Source organism: Aliivibrio fischeri ATCC 7744 = JCM 18803 = DSM 507 (genome assembly GCF_023983475.1).
Classification (GTDB): Bacteria; Pseudomonadota; Gammaproteobacteria; order Enterobacterales; family Vibrionaceae; genus Aliivibrio; species Aliivibrio fischeri.
Genome location: NZ_CP092712.1, coordinates 1633880 through 1649543 on the forward strand (window position 1 = coordinate 1633880; position 15664 = coordinate 1649543).

At 42.0% G+C, this 15664-nt stretch carries 7 protein-coding genes; all 7 read right to left on the minus strand.

The annotated features are described in order from the left end of the window. Positions 1–3 precede the first annotated feature (3 nt). The 7 genes from AVFI_RS07650 to brxC all read right to left on the minus strand — a co-directional run bounded on the left by AVFI_RS07650 (position 4) and on the right by brxC (position 15659). Positions 4–1914, minus strand: a complete 1911-nt coding sequence (locus AVFI_RS07650; RefSeq protein WP_188863335.1) for a DUF7017 domain-containing protein — start codon at positions 1912–1914, stop codon at positions 4–6. After that, positions 1911–4700 carry an ATP-dependent DNA helicase gene (locus tag AVFI_RS07655; protein WP_188863334.1) on the minus strand — a complete coding sequence of 930 codons (2790 nt, stop codon included), beginning with the start codon at positions 4698–4700 and terminating at the stop codon, positions 1911–1913. Before AVFI_RS07655 ends, AVFI_RS07650 begins: the two co-directional genes overlap by 4 nt. 47 nt (positions 4701–4747) lie before the next feature. After that, entirely contained in the window at positions 4748–6784 is a 2037-nt protein-coding gene (gene pglZ, locus AVFI_RS07660) for a BREX-1 system phosphatase PglZ type B (protein ID WP_054775224.1), read from the minus strand. 2 nt (positions 6785–6786) lie between these two features. Then, entirely contained in the window at positions 6787–7470 is a 684-nt protein-coding gene (locus AVFI_RS07665) for a DUF4276 family protein (RefSeq protein WP_054775223.1), read from the minus strand. Then, a complete protein-coding gene (locus AVFI_RS07670) occupies positions 7467–8570 on the minus strand; it encodes an AAA family ATPase (RefSeq protein ID WP_054775222.1) in 1104 nt (367 codons plus the stop codon). The genes AVFI_RS07665 and AVFI_RS07670 overlap by 4 nt, the downstream gene beginning before the upstream one ends. Continuing rightward, the gene (locus AVFI_RS07675) at positions 8563–12033 is read right to left on the minus strand and encodes an Eco57I restriction-modification methylase domain-containing protein (RefSeq protein WP_188863333.1); all 3471 of its coding nucleotides are present in this window, start codon (positions 12031–12033) and stop codon (positions 8563–8565) included. The genes AVFI_RS07670 and AVFI_RS07675 overlap by 8 nt, the downstream gene beginning before the upstream one ends. 152 nt (positions 12034–12185) lie before the next feature. Next, positions 12186–15659, minus strand: coding sequence for a BREX system P-loop protein BrxC (gene brxC / locus AVFI_RS07680; protein ID WP_199414880.1), 3474 nt, complete (start codon positions 15657–15659; stop codon positions 12186–12188). Positions 15660–15664: the final 5 nt, after the last annotated feature.

The window sequence follows — 15664 nt, forward strand, 5'->3', positions numbered from 1 at the left end:
AAATTATATATTAGTTGTTACATTATTGAGTTTTAGCGCCTTCCAACCCCATGACATTTTCTTTTTATTATAGTTTAACACTGCTGTACCCTTGACCAGCACACCATCGTTAACACCATGCTGTTCCATCAATGGTGGAGCAATAAAAATATTATCATCAGTAAAACCCATTCCATTAGATGCTCTAACACTACAACTAAAGTCTTTATACACGAGTGAGCTAGGTGCTTTATCTGTTGGTTTCACTGATAAAACTCTATAACGCTCGCCCTGCTTAGTTTTAAATTGAGCTACTTTTACAGCAAGAAAATTGCCTTCTTTTACATTAAAATCGATATCCGAAAAGTGAACAACTGAGCTAACCTTCCTATTTACGATGAAATGAAATATCTCTTTTTTCTGATTCACATGGTCAACTACCGCGATATGATCGGTAAAGATATCCCAGTTAGCATCATAATCACGCTGAGCTATCAAAAAAACTTGGTATCTACCACTAGCATCAAAGTCACCTTTAATGCTTAATCCAGATCCAACATCACCAAATTTGTACTTGTTTTCAGGAACTGAAATTTCTATTGGTTCACTTTTGCCTTGCGGTACTAGATACAACTTTCTTTTTGGTTTATTTGGCTTATCGGGTATCGTGAATTTTTCTCCAACACAAGCTTTCACCAATGGCAAATCGCTAAATAGCAACTCTTCTGCCTTTGATACATTCAATTGATAGTATTTCTTGTTAGATTCTGTAGCAGTAAAGGTTTTATACCACTCCTGAGCTTGAAGCTTCTCTGCGTCTTCTGGAACCTTCAGTCCGTCTTTGGTTTTAGATGTAATTACTTTCTCTATTTCATGTTTGGCTTCAGCAAATTCGCCCAGAGAAGCCAATGCTTGCGCCATTTTAATACGTACTTTAGCTGTAAATTTATCATCCGTGTAACAAAGCAAAGCTTTGCAATAGCAACTCAGTTCAATTGACTTATCAAGACCTGCATTAACTTCCCCAAGCAATGCCCAAGACCAGTAATCACTGACTTTAGAGCGGGTAACATCGGTAGCAAAACGTAAAGCCTCTTTACTTTGCCCTAATTTTAAGAGCAATTTCGCTTTATTGAGTTTGAGCCAAATATTTTCAGGAAAACGTTCAATAGCACTATCTAAATGTGGGAGAATATATTGGTGATTCTCAATAATATCAGAAGCAACAGATTCCTTAGCTGCCTGCTGTATTACTTTTTCAGCTAACGATGGATATTGCTCCCCGTTATTGTTGATATAAGGTTCATAGTCCTCCTCTCTGAGAGAGTCTAACTGCCAATATCTCGAAAAGCTGATGAGATTAAAACTAGAATTACCAGCTAACTTAGCTGCTTGTTGTAGTATGCTTGAATGTAATAGTGAAGGCTTTTCAACTAACTGGAGCTTGAGATAGTCAGCTAACAACCTTTTTGAACTAGATACATTTATGTGCTCTTGAGCCAGCGAATGCTGTAAGAGTCGAAATAACTCCCACCCTAAAGAGGTTTGTACATTCAAATCGCCTGCACCAGCGCTACAAAGCTGCCTATAAATATTAGCAGCCTGAAGGTGACTCCCTTGTTTGCTTAAAGATTTGGCCTTTTGTATCAGTTGCCCATTAGGGTTACACAACGATAGTGCGTATTGAACCTGAGTCGTTAATATCTCATCATTTGCAGCAACGTCTATCGATTGAAGTTGCTGTGAATAATAAGCTAAATTTTGTTGCTGATTGGACTGAGAGTCTCGTTTCAACAAATCAATTAAGCACCAAGCTAGTGCCTTAAAATTCCACTCATCAGAAGCATTCACCTTAACAAGCTCTACAGCCATTTTATAGGCTTCATCAAGCTGCCCTGATTTACGTTTAGCAAAAACGTCTTTACTAGTAATCATTCGCTTAGCCCCTCTGTCAGTATCTTATTAATCACACCAACAAGCTCCGAACCCACACTTTTATTTCGTAAAACAGACATTTTCGTAAACCGTTGCTTACCGTTAAAGTTAATATCAAAAACTGCAACAGAATTCCCTTTGCTAAACGTATACCTCAATGCCCATTGCTGCTCTTCTGCTGAATTCAAAGTAATATCCGCACAACTCACAAGTTCCATCAGACGCTGGTGAAACTGATTTTGAAATTCTTGCGAAAATAAAACTTCAGGTACTTCGCTCGAATCATTCACCAAGCCAAATTTTAATGGTGCGAGTAAATCTGCAACCTCGCTACTAAAAGGGTTAACTTCAATAGACTTAACCTGACTCACTTTTCCTTTTGCGTTATACCAAATATTGATCCGAGCAAATTCACTTCCTCGTTGGATAGTATATGCCTCATGATATTGCTTATGATCAATATCAACTACAGCACAACCACTACCTTTTAAGGAGTGACGGACTGAGCCTAATAGCTGCATTAAAAATGCTTCACTCTGAGGTATACCAAAAGTAGAGTCATCTAAGAATTCAAATACTGAAGTGTGATCAGTATTGCTACCTTCAAATGGTATTGGTTCAGGCTCTTCTATAAACGTCTCACCAATAGGTGTTACTTCCTGTATAGTGCCCCCAAGCTTTATTTTTGGCGGCTCTAATAAATACAATTGTTTAGCGGTACGAGTAATTGCGGTATAAAACCAACGGAAATATCCTGCACTGAGTGTGTTTTGATGCATTTTACATTTAACAAAAACATGATTCCATTCGCTGCCTTGAGCTTTATGACATGTTATCGCATACCCAAATTTGACACGAAGCGCATTAAAGTACGGATCTGCGCGTAGTGTTTCTTTGAACTCTAAGCTATTCCTACGTAGATTTGAATTCCGCATACAAAAATCAATATACAAAGCCTTACTTTCATCAGAGGATAACTGTGGCTGTTCTGAGTAAAGTAAATTCTCCACAATCTTTGCCTTAAAGAAGCGAGACGTTCCTGTGAGATCTTTAAAACCAATATCCACCTCTCGGAAGCTCAGCTCTACTTCAACTCTCTTATCTTTACTTCTTGGGTTTAGAACTACTTTTCTTATTTCAGTTGGGCCAAGAACCTGACGAACTAAGCCAAACTCACCGTTAGAAATATAGAATCCATAGCGATCATTGTTTGAGACCGCTATTACTTTGTCGCCATTTGAAATTTCTGGTTGCTCAGGGAAGAAGTGCTCTCGAATTCGACAGTTGTATTGCATCACATCACGATTTGAGCCAGCAACGACTATAGATTCACCATTGATCTTCCCATGACATGACTCAAGATATTTAGGTAGTAAATCAGCGTACTCAACTTCTTCAACATCGGCAAAGGTAGTGTCTAGACTAAGTTGGTTAAAGACACCTGCTTTCAGTGCATTACGTAACTGAATTGAATTTTTCATTACACCGCTGTCAGCTTTTTGTCTGACAACTTCAGTTAACTCGTAACTTACCGTATCTAACCCAAATTTCTGTTTCAGGTAATCTGCTGAGAGTGCTGGTGAAAAACTCATTCCCACTGGTGGTAACTGTGCATCGTCCCCAATAAAAATAACTTTCTTACGGTGATCATTGTGATCTAAGTTTACGAACTTCAATAAATCACTCAATAATTTTCCAGTCCCACATCGGAAAAACTCATTGTCATTGTACACATCAGAAATCATGGAAGATTCATCAATGATAAATACCGTATCAGCAGACAACTCATTTACCGCGATCTGAGCATAGAGCTTATAAGTCTCAGAGTCTTCACCAGATTCATCTCGATATTCAACTAAGTCTTTGAAAGAATAAATTGTTTTATGGATTGTGTAGGCGCTGCATCCTGTCTTATTTGAGATAACCTTTGCTGCTTTGCCCGTAGGCGCAGATAGTACACATGTACGACCGATTGACTTAAAGTACTCAGTAAGCCCTTTTGTAATGAAGGTCTTACCTGTACCCGCATAACCTTTTAACTGAAAGACACTTTTTTCTTTATTAGAAAGAAATTGATCTAATTGGTCTACAAGTTTAGCTTGCCCAGCTGTTAAACTATATTCCGAAAAGCTATCAAAAATAGAAATATTCTTATTAGTTACTTCCTGTTCAAAATCAATAGATTGAGCAGCCTGATTTGCATTCGCCTTAAACTTCTCAAGTTTAAGTGCGTCAACTTCTCCACGAAGTTTAGAAAGCTCATCTAAAGCACTTTGCTCATTTGCTTCAACAGATAACAACTCCTGTTTAGCTACTTCAAGCTGAGACTTCAACTCTTCGTGGTTTTTAAATTGCAACCCAGATAACTCTGGTTTCTTTGGTCGAACGAAGGCTGGATAAATTTCATTTGATTCACCACTGTATGCTTTATACAGCCATTGACCTAAAAAGTAGGCCTCTTTAATTAGCCATAGTGCATCGTCTGTCGTTCCTTCATCATGATGAACGGCTCTATTTCCTTTCATACGAAGCGCATGAAGTTTCTGACACACATCATCGCCCACAACTTCGATAAACTCATCTGACTTAAGTTTATCAATTAAGTTGCTTCTAGGCTCACATGGTAAGGAAAGCTCACGATACAACACACCAACAATCGCCTCACAGAAGCAACGAAGTTTTGTTAAAGACGACTGAGGGTCAGTATATGCGTAACCCTCTGCGTATTGAGCAAAACTAGCTAACTGAGGCCAGCGCTGCTCAAGAAGTTCAAAGTTCCCAGCCATTTATTACCTTTATTATTATTGTGACCTCATATACGAGTCACTTTTATTTATCGATTAATATTCAACACTGGCGTCAAACATTCCTGTAATGACAGACCACCGTGATTATAGTGATCACCCGACACGTAGCCTGAAATTCCTGGAGCCATTGCGATAGAAACGCTCGGATTCCAGAACCAAGGTACAACTAAACCATCGTATTGAACATTACTCTTCAATATCGCACAGCGGCGTTGACGGTTTGTCCCCAATGACTTGTGAATTTCACCTTTTGGTAAGCCATCAGGCACCCATAACCAGCCATGATCAGTAACGATTTTGATACGCTTCCAATCTGCTTCAAATAATCCTCGGATTCGGTCAACTACACTGTCTAAAACCTGTTCAATGTACTGTGGCATTCTTAACTGATGATCGTGACCTAAGTGATCTAAGTCTCCCGTTTGAACCCAGGCAAATCCATTAGGCTCACCTGTTTCGAGACCATCAAGGTATTGCCAACCTCGCTCAGGTAGTAGTTTCTTAAGGTACTGACTACTAAAAGAGGCTTGCGTACTCGCTAGCGCAGGAATGAAATCATCATTATCTTCTAAACCTGTTAACAGATCTGCCAGTGGTGTCACAGCGGCTTTTGCTGTTGCAGTTAATGACGGAAGTGCTGACCATTGAGAGGTAAGATCGCTATTAATACCAATGTCAGAAAGCTTCTTCTCTAGTCGCTTAGCGGTATCAAAACGCAACCCATCCACAAAGAAGATCACTTGGCTACCAGCAAAATAATTTGCTGATGTTTCTTTTACCTGCTTATCGCCAGGGTATCCATTTAACCTAACTAGGTCTTGGAAGTTAAGTGCCACCTTTTCTAACCAAGGCGTATAGATAACTGCAAGCCCATCGGCAACCAACTGCTGGTGATGAATATCTTTCGCTTTTGCCATCGCATTCAGCACTGCGGCATCTGCCTGCCAGAAACGACTGGTATACAAATCGGCCATTCCCTCAGGAGAGCCTGAAGTGAAAGGTATCTCCGTATGCTCTAGAACAAGCGTAATTTGTTCTAAAATATCTAACCATGGCGACAAACCAAGCTGAGACCATACCCAGCCTTTACGAGATTGCTGATTGCTCCAAAGTGAATTGAATACCTGCTTCAAACTCTCACGGTTACTGCCTGCACTTTGTTTAAATGCAGTTTCAATAACCGATTCATCACGTAAGTTTTCGGATAGATAGTTTTGCGCCTCAAAAGCCAGCCCTGCTGGGAGCACATCTTTTAAACGATCCACTAAAGAGGAAAGATTACCTGCGGTTTCTTCAAATCGCTCCCAAACACCTTGCCATTCACCTTGAGCATCACATAAAAACTCTAGGGCAAGTGAAATATTAGCTTCGTTCGGTTCAAAAGCGTATCTTGAAATACAAGATTGGGTGAATACCTCCCACTTACTCCCCTGCCATTGCTCAGCTTTTTCAGTTGGATTGTTTAGCCATCCCAAAATATCTTTGATAGGATCATCTAGAACAATGGAGTAAAAATCTTCTGCTTCTAGCTTTTTACCCAGCAACTTAGTTGCTGGTGTTTCTAGTAGATCTGGTAGAACTTTAAGGATAGCTTCTTGAGTCTTGCTATCTTTGGCAATATCAAGTTCTAAACCTACTTTAGGATTAGTTAAGAACGAACCAACAGACCAGTCACGTCCTGCCGTGTTATACGCCCACCAGCAACCACGGTATTGCAGCTCAGCTAACGGTTGTAAATATTCAGGGCATTGCTCAATAGCTCGCAAATCTTTTCGCCCAACACCAGGAAGATAAATGATCGGCGTTTTATCTTCAGGTAGTTCGCACTCTTCTAGTTTTGCGGCAATCGCACACTTAACCCAAATTGCTGGGCCTGTACGTTCTTCTGGCTTGTATTCACCGAGTTCAATAAGTTCAGGCAACTGTTGTTTTATGTATGGCATTGCAGATTGCCACTGGCTATCTATATCTGTCCACAAAATTGCAGCAGGTGCCACTTGCACTGATTTATTAAACGTTGCAGAGTTTCGCAACTGCTTGATTAAATAATTAACAACTAACATTATTACTCCGCTAATGCCTCAATTTGTTTTAACCATGCATCAAACAAAACGCACTGTTCACGCATGCTATCAAGACCAACCTCTAAAGCAGCTAGAGTACCAAGTAATGGCTTCTCATACCCCCAGATTAGCTTTTCAATACGTTTGCTCGGTGCCGTTTGCGGACTATTGTTAATGTGCTCTGGTGATTCAAAACTGTTTGCAATATCGATAAACGATTGCTCAACATCACTTCTATCCATGCCTTGAGCCATTTTTTGAGGATCACTAAACAGCAAGCCTTCAAACTCATACATTTGCACGTAAGGAATAAACCTACGTATCACATCACCACCCACTTTTTCCGTTAACTTCTCAGTTAAAGCATCTTGTAGGGTAGTCGCTTTTGTTTGGATAGAAGCCGTTACATCCGTTCCATTTTTACCAGGAAAGCTTTCAGGCAAACCATAGAAATCGAAGAATGTGGTGCAATAACAGTTCTTATCCGCAAGCAGACGTTTTTCAACATCAGCACTTAGGCGTTCAAATTTAAAGTTGCCACCTTTATGACCAGGTCTACCAATCAATGCGGGCATTAAATAAATACCTTTATGCGCAAAAGGTTCGACTAGAAGCTCACGAACAAAGCTCTCTTCTGTTTGCCCTTCACAGATCACATGAACGATTATCGGCTGTCGTAACGTCATTTTGATGGTCTCCCACCGATGATGTTTTTCTCCCAAAGCTCTCCTACGGAATAATCATCAAGCCAGCTCTCAAATTTTTCCGCATCCAAGCGTTTAAATGTGGATGCACCATCTTCACGTTCAACCACAATAAGATCGCATAGTTCAAACTCATTTAATAACGGGACTGATTGAGTAGAAACAATAACTTGCATGCGCTTTGATGCACTACGCAGTAATGCGCCAAGCAACGTAATAGCGTATGGATGCAAACCTAACTCGGGTTCATCAATAATGATGGTTGATGGTGGATTAGGCTGTAACAAAGCTGTCACCAAACAAATAAAACGAATCGAGCCGTCTGACAGTTGACTAGGCCACAATGGGTAATCACTATCCGATTGCTTCCAGAGCAGTCTAATCTGCTCTTCACCTGATGAAAGCTGTGTCGGTTTCAGTACGAAATCATCAAAGAACGGCACCGCTAAGCGAACCGTTTTGCAAATTTGCTTATAGATATCTTGGTTATCGCGCTGTAACTTAAATAAATAAGCAGCAAGATTTGAGGCATCACTTCGAAGATACTCGTTATCATGCACTGCCCCAACGCGCTTTACTGCTGCCGTTTCACTGGTATCGTGAAAGTGAAAGACTTTCCAACCTGAAATAGCCGAGTAGCAGAACGAAGCAACTTTTGCTGATGCTCCTCCACTGATCTCACTTTTTAGGTTAGATTCTTTATGACCTGAACCTAAATCTGGCTTAGTGACCCCATGATAGGGGCCATCAAAGTAAAGCTGCTCTCGATTAAAGGTAAATGCGTCTTCTGCTGTAGGCGCTAAATCAGCGAGATAACCGTTATCACCAAAACGAATAACGGTTTGCAGGTTTTCGGTCTCTTTTACGCCATAGCTAACAACACGATCGGCACCGCCTTGCTTACTCGTCCATACTTGCAATCGACCTTCAACCAGCTCATGCAGCAGTCGAAAATAGCTGACAAAGTTACTTTTACCGACGCCATTAGCGCCGATAAGTACATTCAAATCATTCAACTTTAGTCTTTCAAGCTGACGTATAGATTTATACCCAAGAATAGACAGATGATCTATTTTACTCATTGGCTTCCTCTCTTGCGGCTTTCTTCTCTGCCAGCGTTAAATGATGATCGTTAATACGACTACCCTCACTCTCACCGTAGACTGGGCCAAGATCAAACCATGGTGCGGATGCTACATCTGTACCACGGTCTTTTCTCCAGTGGATGTTTGGCTTACCACGAAGTACACCTGCGCCTTTTTTACCCACGTCTTTCGCCAGCATAAATGGACGGATGTTGAGACGTACCCCATCATTCAGATCTGGGTTCCAACCAATTGGTTGTTCTTCTAACGGTTTCCAGCGCACGAAGATGTCTAAGCCAGGCCCCCCAGGTAAAGAGTCACCTGCTAGGATAGCTTCTAGCTGTGTTTTGAGGTTTTCAGCCGCAGTTAATCGGATATCTGCACCATCTTTGCCATCAGCTAAATCACGTTTCTGGGTACTGATCCAGTCATCCAGATAGGTGTAAATCAGGCGCTCAAGCCCTTTGTAATCAAGCTTGTGGTAGTTAACCAGTGCTGAGAAGCCATCCTTCAAGCCATCCCAAATTTGCCAAATAAATGGGCGGTGTTGGAACAGTTTAGAGTGCTGATCAAAGAACTTATCACGCAACCAACTTTCTAGGTCTTTGCCTTTAACCGCTTTCAACAAATTAGCTTCTACTGAGTTTGTCCACTCATCACCGTAGGCTTTGTGTAAAATCGCTTCCAAACGCTTGGCTGCTGTTTTTTCACCACGCACTGCTGGAATACAAACAATGCCGTCATCATCAATCAAGCCAACAAAGTCTGCGTTCTTCTTCATCACTTCACGCATTTCTGGCGCAAGTTCCATTTCAGGATCAAGTTCAGCAGGCCATTGGTAGCCAAGTAAACGAGCTACAGCGACTTGTAGTACTGAGTCATCTTGACGCAGACTGGCTACAGCAGTCATTTTAGACTCCTCATCCCATGTAACTGAAGCACATGGGTGACCATGGAATATCCACTGAGTTAAATCGTCACTATAGGGCTTGGGTAGACCATTAGGATACTTTGTGTTTGCAATCTCTTTCCAGTAATTAAGATCAAACGGAATTCTTATCATAGACCCAACGGTCACCGAAATTTTTTGATCAATTTGTCTAACAACTTCGTTGTAGCTTGATGATGAACACAAACACCAAATTGCGGGTAAGTCCTCTGTGTTAAATGTGATTAATGTTCCGCCACTTTTGCCAAATATTTCTCCATTGTACAACGTGGCGCGTAACTCACCCATCTGTGTGATGCGAATACCTTTATTTCCAAGAACATTAAACCCATTCATTTGCTTAGAAGGTATATTATGAGCTGAAGGGAAGTCCCTCAATCGCCCACGATCATGTTCCCAATGTATATAATCGCTTCGACCAGAATAATGTGTACTTACGCTTGTATTCTGAATAAATGGCACCCAGTTAGTTATATCTTTTACCTCCCAAAATTTTTGCACAAACTGAGGGCTATCTCCTGATGACAAACCTTCGATACAAGTTGAGTTGTCAGATAGCAATGCTATTTCACCCAAACCTTGTGTTGAAATAACATAATCAGGATTTTCTAGTTGTTTTTTCTGGCTAGTGGATTGAGCACATTCCGACATAATAATTTTAGATTTACTCAAAGGGGTTTTACCTTTTTGAGCATCAAGTACAGCAATAGTGTTTTCATCAGGCTTTAAATTTTCAATCGAAATTAAAGCTATATTTGTAATATTACCAGGGCCGTCCTGAAAAGCCTCAGCGCCCCCCCCCAATCGAGAAAGAGTTCGCCAACTATATTTATTAAGTAATTTTTGTCTAAAAGCAGCATAACTTGATAAAAATAACCAATTTTGAGTCAACACAATACTTGAACACCCGCCAACATCACTAAGATGAATGCACTTTTCTAAAAAAACCGTTGCTAAATCGTGTTTTGCTTCAGGATAAAAACTATCGCAGAATATTCTTAAGTTTTTATCCTGTCGCCCCCTAGTTAAATAGGGTACATTTGTAATAATCCACTTATATTTTTGCGAAAGTAAGCTTGCTGCTTTAGCTAAGCCTTTCGCTGCAACCTTAGATTCATTTGTTGCTTCAAAACTAGTTGTTAACGCACTCTGAATTAGTTCCCAAGGTAGGGTACCCTCTACTTTTGTAGCTTTTGTTGGATCAATCAAACTTCCTAAAGTCGGCGCATCTTTAAACGTATGCTGCATCCATGCAATGGCTCCTGTTAATGCTTCATCGCCTTTCGCTAAGTCTTTCCACCCTTTTTGTGCTTCACCAATCGACATACCTGAACAGGCTAGTTGTAGCTCTGGTAACACACGGTAGCCACCTGCATTTGGGTAACGCCATGCCTCCAAAGCCAGCGCAAATGCCGCCAGTTCGACACAGCGTTGGTCAAGTTCTAAACCATGGATGTTGTCGCGCAGTACCGCATCAACCGCTTGCTTCTCAGATAAACCTTCAAGTTGCATACGCATAGGGACAAGCATTAGGAAAGCCGCGACTAGGAAATGGCCAGAGCCACAACAAGGGTCGAGGGTTTTAAGCTCTGATAGGTGCTCAGGCCATTTTTCAAACCCGCCTGCTGCTGGTTTCCATGATTCTGCTTTTTGTTCGCTGTCGGCACTCTCTTCTTTAGAAAAACGAAGGTACTCTAGAGGAACGCCAGGAATAGAAGCCAACTCACGAAGCTCTTGTTCGTTATTTGCACGAATTAAATCATCTTGAGAAAGGCGTTTGTTTGCCCACCAAGCACCGAGCGCATTATCAAGTAAGAAACTTACCATGTAAGGCTCCGTAAATAACTGCGTTACAGGGCTTAGTTCCTGCGCACCAATTTTCACACCTGACTTGTTAACTTGATCTTTCTTCTTGGTTTGCCAGAACTGGTAACACCAACCTAAGCTGTCTTGAGCTTGGTATGTTTGAGGATCTAGCTGAGCGATCAGACTTTCTAACTCTTCCACACGGTTCATCGACAGCTTAATATCGAAAACAGGCGAGTCCATACGGAAAATTTGTGGCAACATTTTTTGCGCCAAGCGACCTGCTAATGCCCAGCCGTCCGCTCTTCCCGAAATAGGATCTGGCTCTTCTTCTGCCAGCTCAAAACACTCTTCCAGTGTGACAGGCGTATACTCGTCATACATCAGCAGGTTGTTTTGCTCTAGGTAACGAGCAAACAACATACGATGCCAATGCTCATACGCCATTTCATTAATTAGGCGCTCAGTTTCTTGCTTACCCTTGTTTCCTGGTGAATGGTCTAACTTATCGCCTAGCTGACGAGCATGCGCACGCAACTTATTACGTAGCGTACGCTCTTCTTCGTTTAGATAGCTTGGAGCCTGAGCTTCTGCCACACCCAAACGTTGTAGCGCTTCAAATACGGCTTGCTCTACAATATCACGGGCTTTAACAACCGTATCTTCTAGCTTTTTACGCAATGTTTTATCTAATGCTTGTCTCATATCATTCTTCTTAATTCTATTAGTCTGCTCTACCTAGATAGGAGCATTTGGACTATTGAGATAGTGTCCGTTACCCACAAACTTCAAATCGCCTAGGGGAATACCTCCTAGGCGACGCCCTTTTAGACGGTGCTTCTAAAAACAAAGTGGGATTACTGTGGTACAACTGGCCCTTTTTCTAACTCAGCTCGAAGCTCTTGTTCAATAGTAACTAGCCACTTCTGCAAATCGTTTTCATTTTCTAGCAATGGCTTATTAAGCTTGTGGTACTTCGTTTTCGGTTGAAGCGCACTGATCGCATCTTTTAATACCGCATCAAAGATGCCAGGAAGCAATGCTACTTTGTCATTCCATCTATTAAAGCTGGTTTCATCCAGTGAGTTAAATACCGAATCTTCATCTGCAATATTAATTGATGGGATGTTATCTAAATTACGCTTCTTCAAAAACTCATTACGTTTTGCTTCATCAAGCTTTTGCCAGTTTTCATCCGCTAATAGATCAGACATGCACGCTCGATGTTCTTCTTCATAACGCTCACGATGTGCAGTTAAAGAAGTTCGAAGTTCATTTGTTGCTTTGTCCAGCAATGGTTTGACTGGGCAAGGATCAGATAACAAGCTTCGGTTAGTAATGATCGCCTGTTGTTCTTGTTGTAGCTCTTTGTATATCGCAAGTGGATAACAGTACTCCATAGCCTGAGTTAGCTTCTTCCAAAGCTTCATACGAAGTTCAGCTTTATGCGTTTGATCTTTCCACTGCTGGAAGTCACCAATCAATTGCTCTTTGCTATCAAATGCTTTTTGCAGTTGTTGATTACCTGAGTGCATTTCTAGCTCTGATAGCAAGGCTGTACTTGGTGCCATAGGTAGTGGCGCGTCACCACCCGCACTACGGGCCACATTTTTCGCATTGATAATGGCAAGCGGCAATTTAGTCGCTTCTTCGCCAGTATTGCACGCTTCTTCAAGCAAGGTAGAAACCACACCACGGACTTTAATAAGTTGTACTTTAGATAGCGTTACGTTTTCTGGACGGAACTTCGTTTGCGTTACTGAACTGCGATCTAGGCTTTTGGCATCAATCGGTCGCTCTTGCACATCAGACGCTCGTAGTACGCCTGCTGCTAACATTGCATACAAGGCACCATCGACTACATCGTTACCCCAACCGTATGGTGCGTCTTTGAAGTTATCGCGAATATCTTTACCCGTTTTCATTGCACCGATATAGCGATAAACCTCTGCACACACTGGTTGCTGGTGTGCTTCGCCATTGAAATCTACCGCTTCAAGCGCATTTGGGTCGGCAAGTTGACTAGCTTGATTGTACACTTTTGCCCAGCCACGGCTGTCTGCCATTTTGAATTTGTTGTACAAACGCTGACAAGCTAAAGCACCTGCATTTTGCATCTGCTCTGCAAGTGTGTCGCCTTCCACTTCCTGACCACCAGCCAAACGAACTTGGATCTGGGAGAAGATTTCATTCAAGAAACCTTTTTTGGCACGTTCGGCTTCACTTAAGCGAGTTTCCATCGCTTGCAGTGCATCTTTACCCGCTTCTGTTGTTGCTCGACCACGTACTTCTAACGTGTTTTCTGCCGCCTTAAGCGCAACAATAGCATTCTTCAACTCACTACGATGAATGGTTGGTACATAGACATAGATGGTCGCACTGTCTGGATCTGCACCACGAGAAAGGTCGTTAAACTGCTTCTCGGTCTGCTCTGGCGCCCAAGCATAAATACGTTTTGTGGCTTCAGTTGGTAATTCAGAATCAAATGAAGGATTAATTGCTCTTGGCTCCTTTACTTCTCCTTGAACAATTCGAGCTTGAGCCACTTGCTTGGTGATATAACGTTGGATTTCTTTCGAGCGGTACGCCTCTAACGTCTGAGGGTTACCCATAAGATCGTTTTCTTGACGGCGGAACTCATCATACCAAGCTTGGCTTTCTACTGTTTGCAAGCTGAACTCTCGACCTTGACCTGTCTCGCGAGACATGATCTCATGCTCATCTTCCAATTGTTGAAGCATCTTAGGTACAAGTGGGCGCAGCTTATGCTTGTCGTTGTGTAGATCCTCTAACAGTAAATCAGATAGTGTATCTACTGTTGCATGGATGCCGTATTCCATCTCTGCTGGTAGCTTACTTATCAATAAGATTAGAGATAATAAACGACCTTGCAGTTGAGAATCCTCGTCACCACCACGCTTACGGCTAATGGTTTCATAGATTTCTTTAGAGATCACACCTGTTTGAAGTAAGTTTGTTGAAATCTGATCATACAAAAAATCAGCAGGTACAACGTAGCCTAGCTCTTTGTCTGCGGTTGTCTTTAGTGCTTCATGCACAACACGGAGTTGGTTACGCAGTTGAGAACCTGTGCCCGTTCTGTCTAGTGCTGGTAAGATACGCTCCCAGAAACGACGGCGGACAGGGAGTAGCGGATAGTCTGGCACCATCCATTGTTCGTCATCTTTATTGTGTTCGATGGTGCTGCCACGAAGGTGACGAGAAATCTCACCTAAGTTGTCATCAACAACTGTTCTAACGGCGCTTTCTGCTGACGGTTTCTTTTGCAGGATAACTTTACGGATTACTGCGTCTACATCCGTGTCTTCCAACTGCACAGGAACTTGGAAGCGACCCATTAGACGCTGGAGGTTCGCCATACCAGACAAGGCACTTTGCCCTGTTGCTACAAATAATAGCTTTGACTTAAGCGCACTAGCGCCACTACAGGTTTCGACTACCTCTTGTACATCAAAGGCTTTTTGAACGTTATCACCGATGTATTGCTGTACCTCATCCAGAACAACTAAAGTTAGAGGCAATTCACCGTCATTAGAAATGGCATCTACAATCGCAGAGACCATCTCATCGTTGGTCACATCATCAATAATCTTGTATTGAGCGCGTAGCATCTCGCGCACTTCTTTCATATCTGCGCCGATGCCTGGAATGGCTTGTAGCACCGCATCATGCATGATTGGAGATACGTGCAGGTTTTTAAGCTCTTTCGTCCAAGGGTCTACACCCTCTTTCACTTTTGCCTTAGCTTCAACAAATGACTTAACTTGTTCAAAGACACCTTCTGCTTTTAACCACATGACAAAGCGAGCAAGGTGATATTGCTCTGGTAAACCAGCAGACTTAAAAATAATACCAAGGAATGCCATGCGAACTTTATTACCAGCACCTGCACCTAACGTACCTGAAGCAGCGTAAAGCCCACCGTTACCTGCGGCAATAGAAGATAGCTCGTCAAAGTGTTTTACAATGTGCTCAGGTAAGTCTGCGGTTGAGCGTGCATTAGAGCCATTATTTAGCGTTTGGTTTGTCCAAAGAGTACGAAGCATTTTAGCAAGGTGAGATTTACCCGAACCAAAGAAGCCACTGATCCATACGCCTGGTTGCTCATTGTTTGTCTTAAACGCTGACAAATAGTTGCTCAGAATGCTGTCCATGCCTTTGGCATAGGCACCATCACAAACGAATGTACGCAGCTCATATTCCAGCGTGTCTAATGCACCTTTAGACAGGTCATCCTTTACTTGAGCAACCCCGTTGTTAGCCAAGCGGCTGCTAACAGGATCGTTAACGAAAATTTCACGGTTTAACATTGAAT

Coding starts and splice junctions, on each gene's coding strand:
- AVFI_RS07655 (WP_188863334.1), bottom strand. CDS start 4,700: ATGGCTGGGAACTTTGAACTTCTTGAGCAGCGCTGGCCTCAGTTAGCT.
- AVFI_RS07670 (WP_054775222.1), bottom strand. CDS start 8,570: ATGAGTAAAATAGATCATCTGTCTATTCTTGGGTATAAATCTATACGT.
- AVFI_RS07665 (WP_054775223.1), bottom strand. CDS start 7,470: ATGACGTTACGACAGCCGATAATCGTTCATGTGATCTGTGAAGGGCAA.
- AVFI_RS07675 (WP_188863333.1), bottom strand. CDS start 12,033: ATGAGACAAGCATTAGATAAAACATTGCGTAAAAAGCTAGAAGATACG.
- AVFI_RS07650 (WP_188863335.1), bottom strand. CDS start 1,914: ATGATTACTAGTAAAGACGTTTTTGCTAAACGTAAATCAGGGCAGCTT.
- brxC (WP_199414880.1), bottom strand. CDS start 15,659: ATGTTAAACCGTGAAATTTTCGTTAACGATCCTGTTAGCAGCCGCTTG.
- pglZ (WP_054775224.1), bottom strand. CDS start 6,784: ATGTTAGTTGTTAATTATTTAATCAAGCAGTTGCGAAACTCTGCAACG.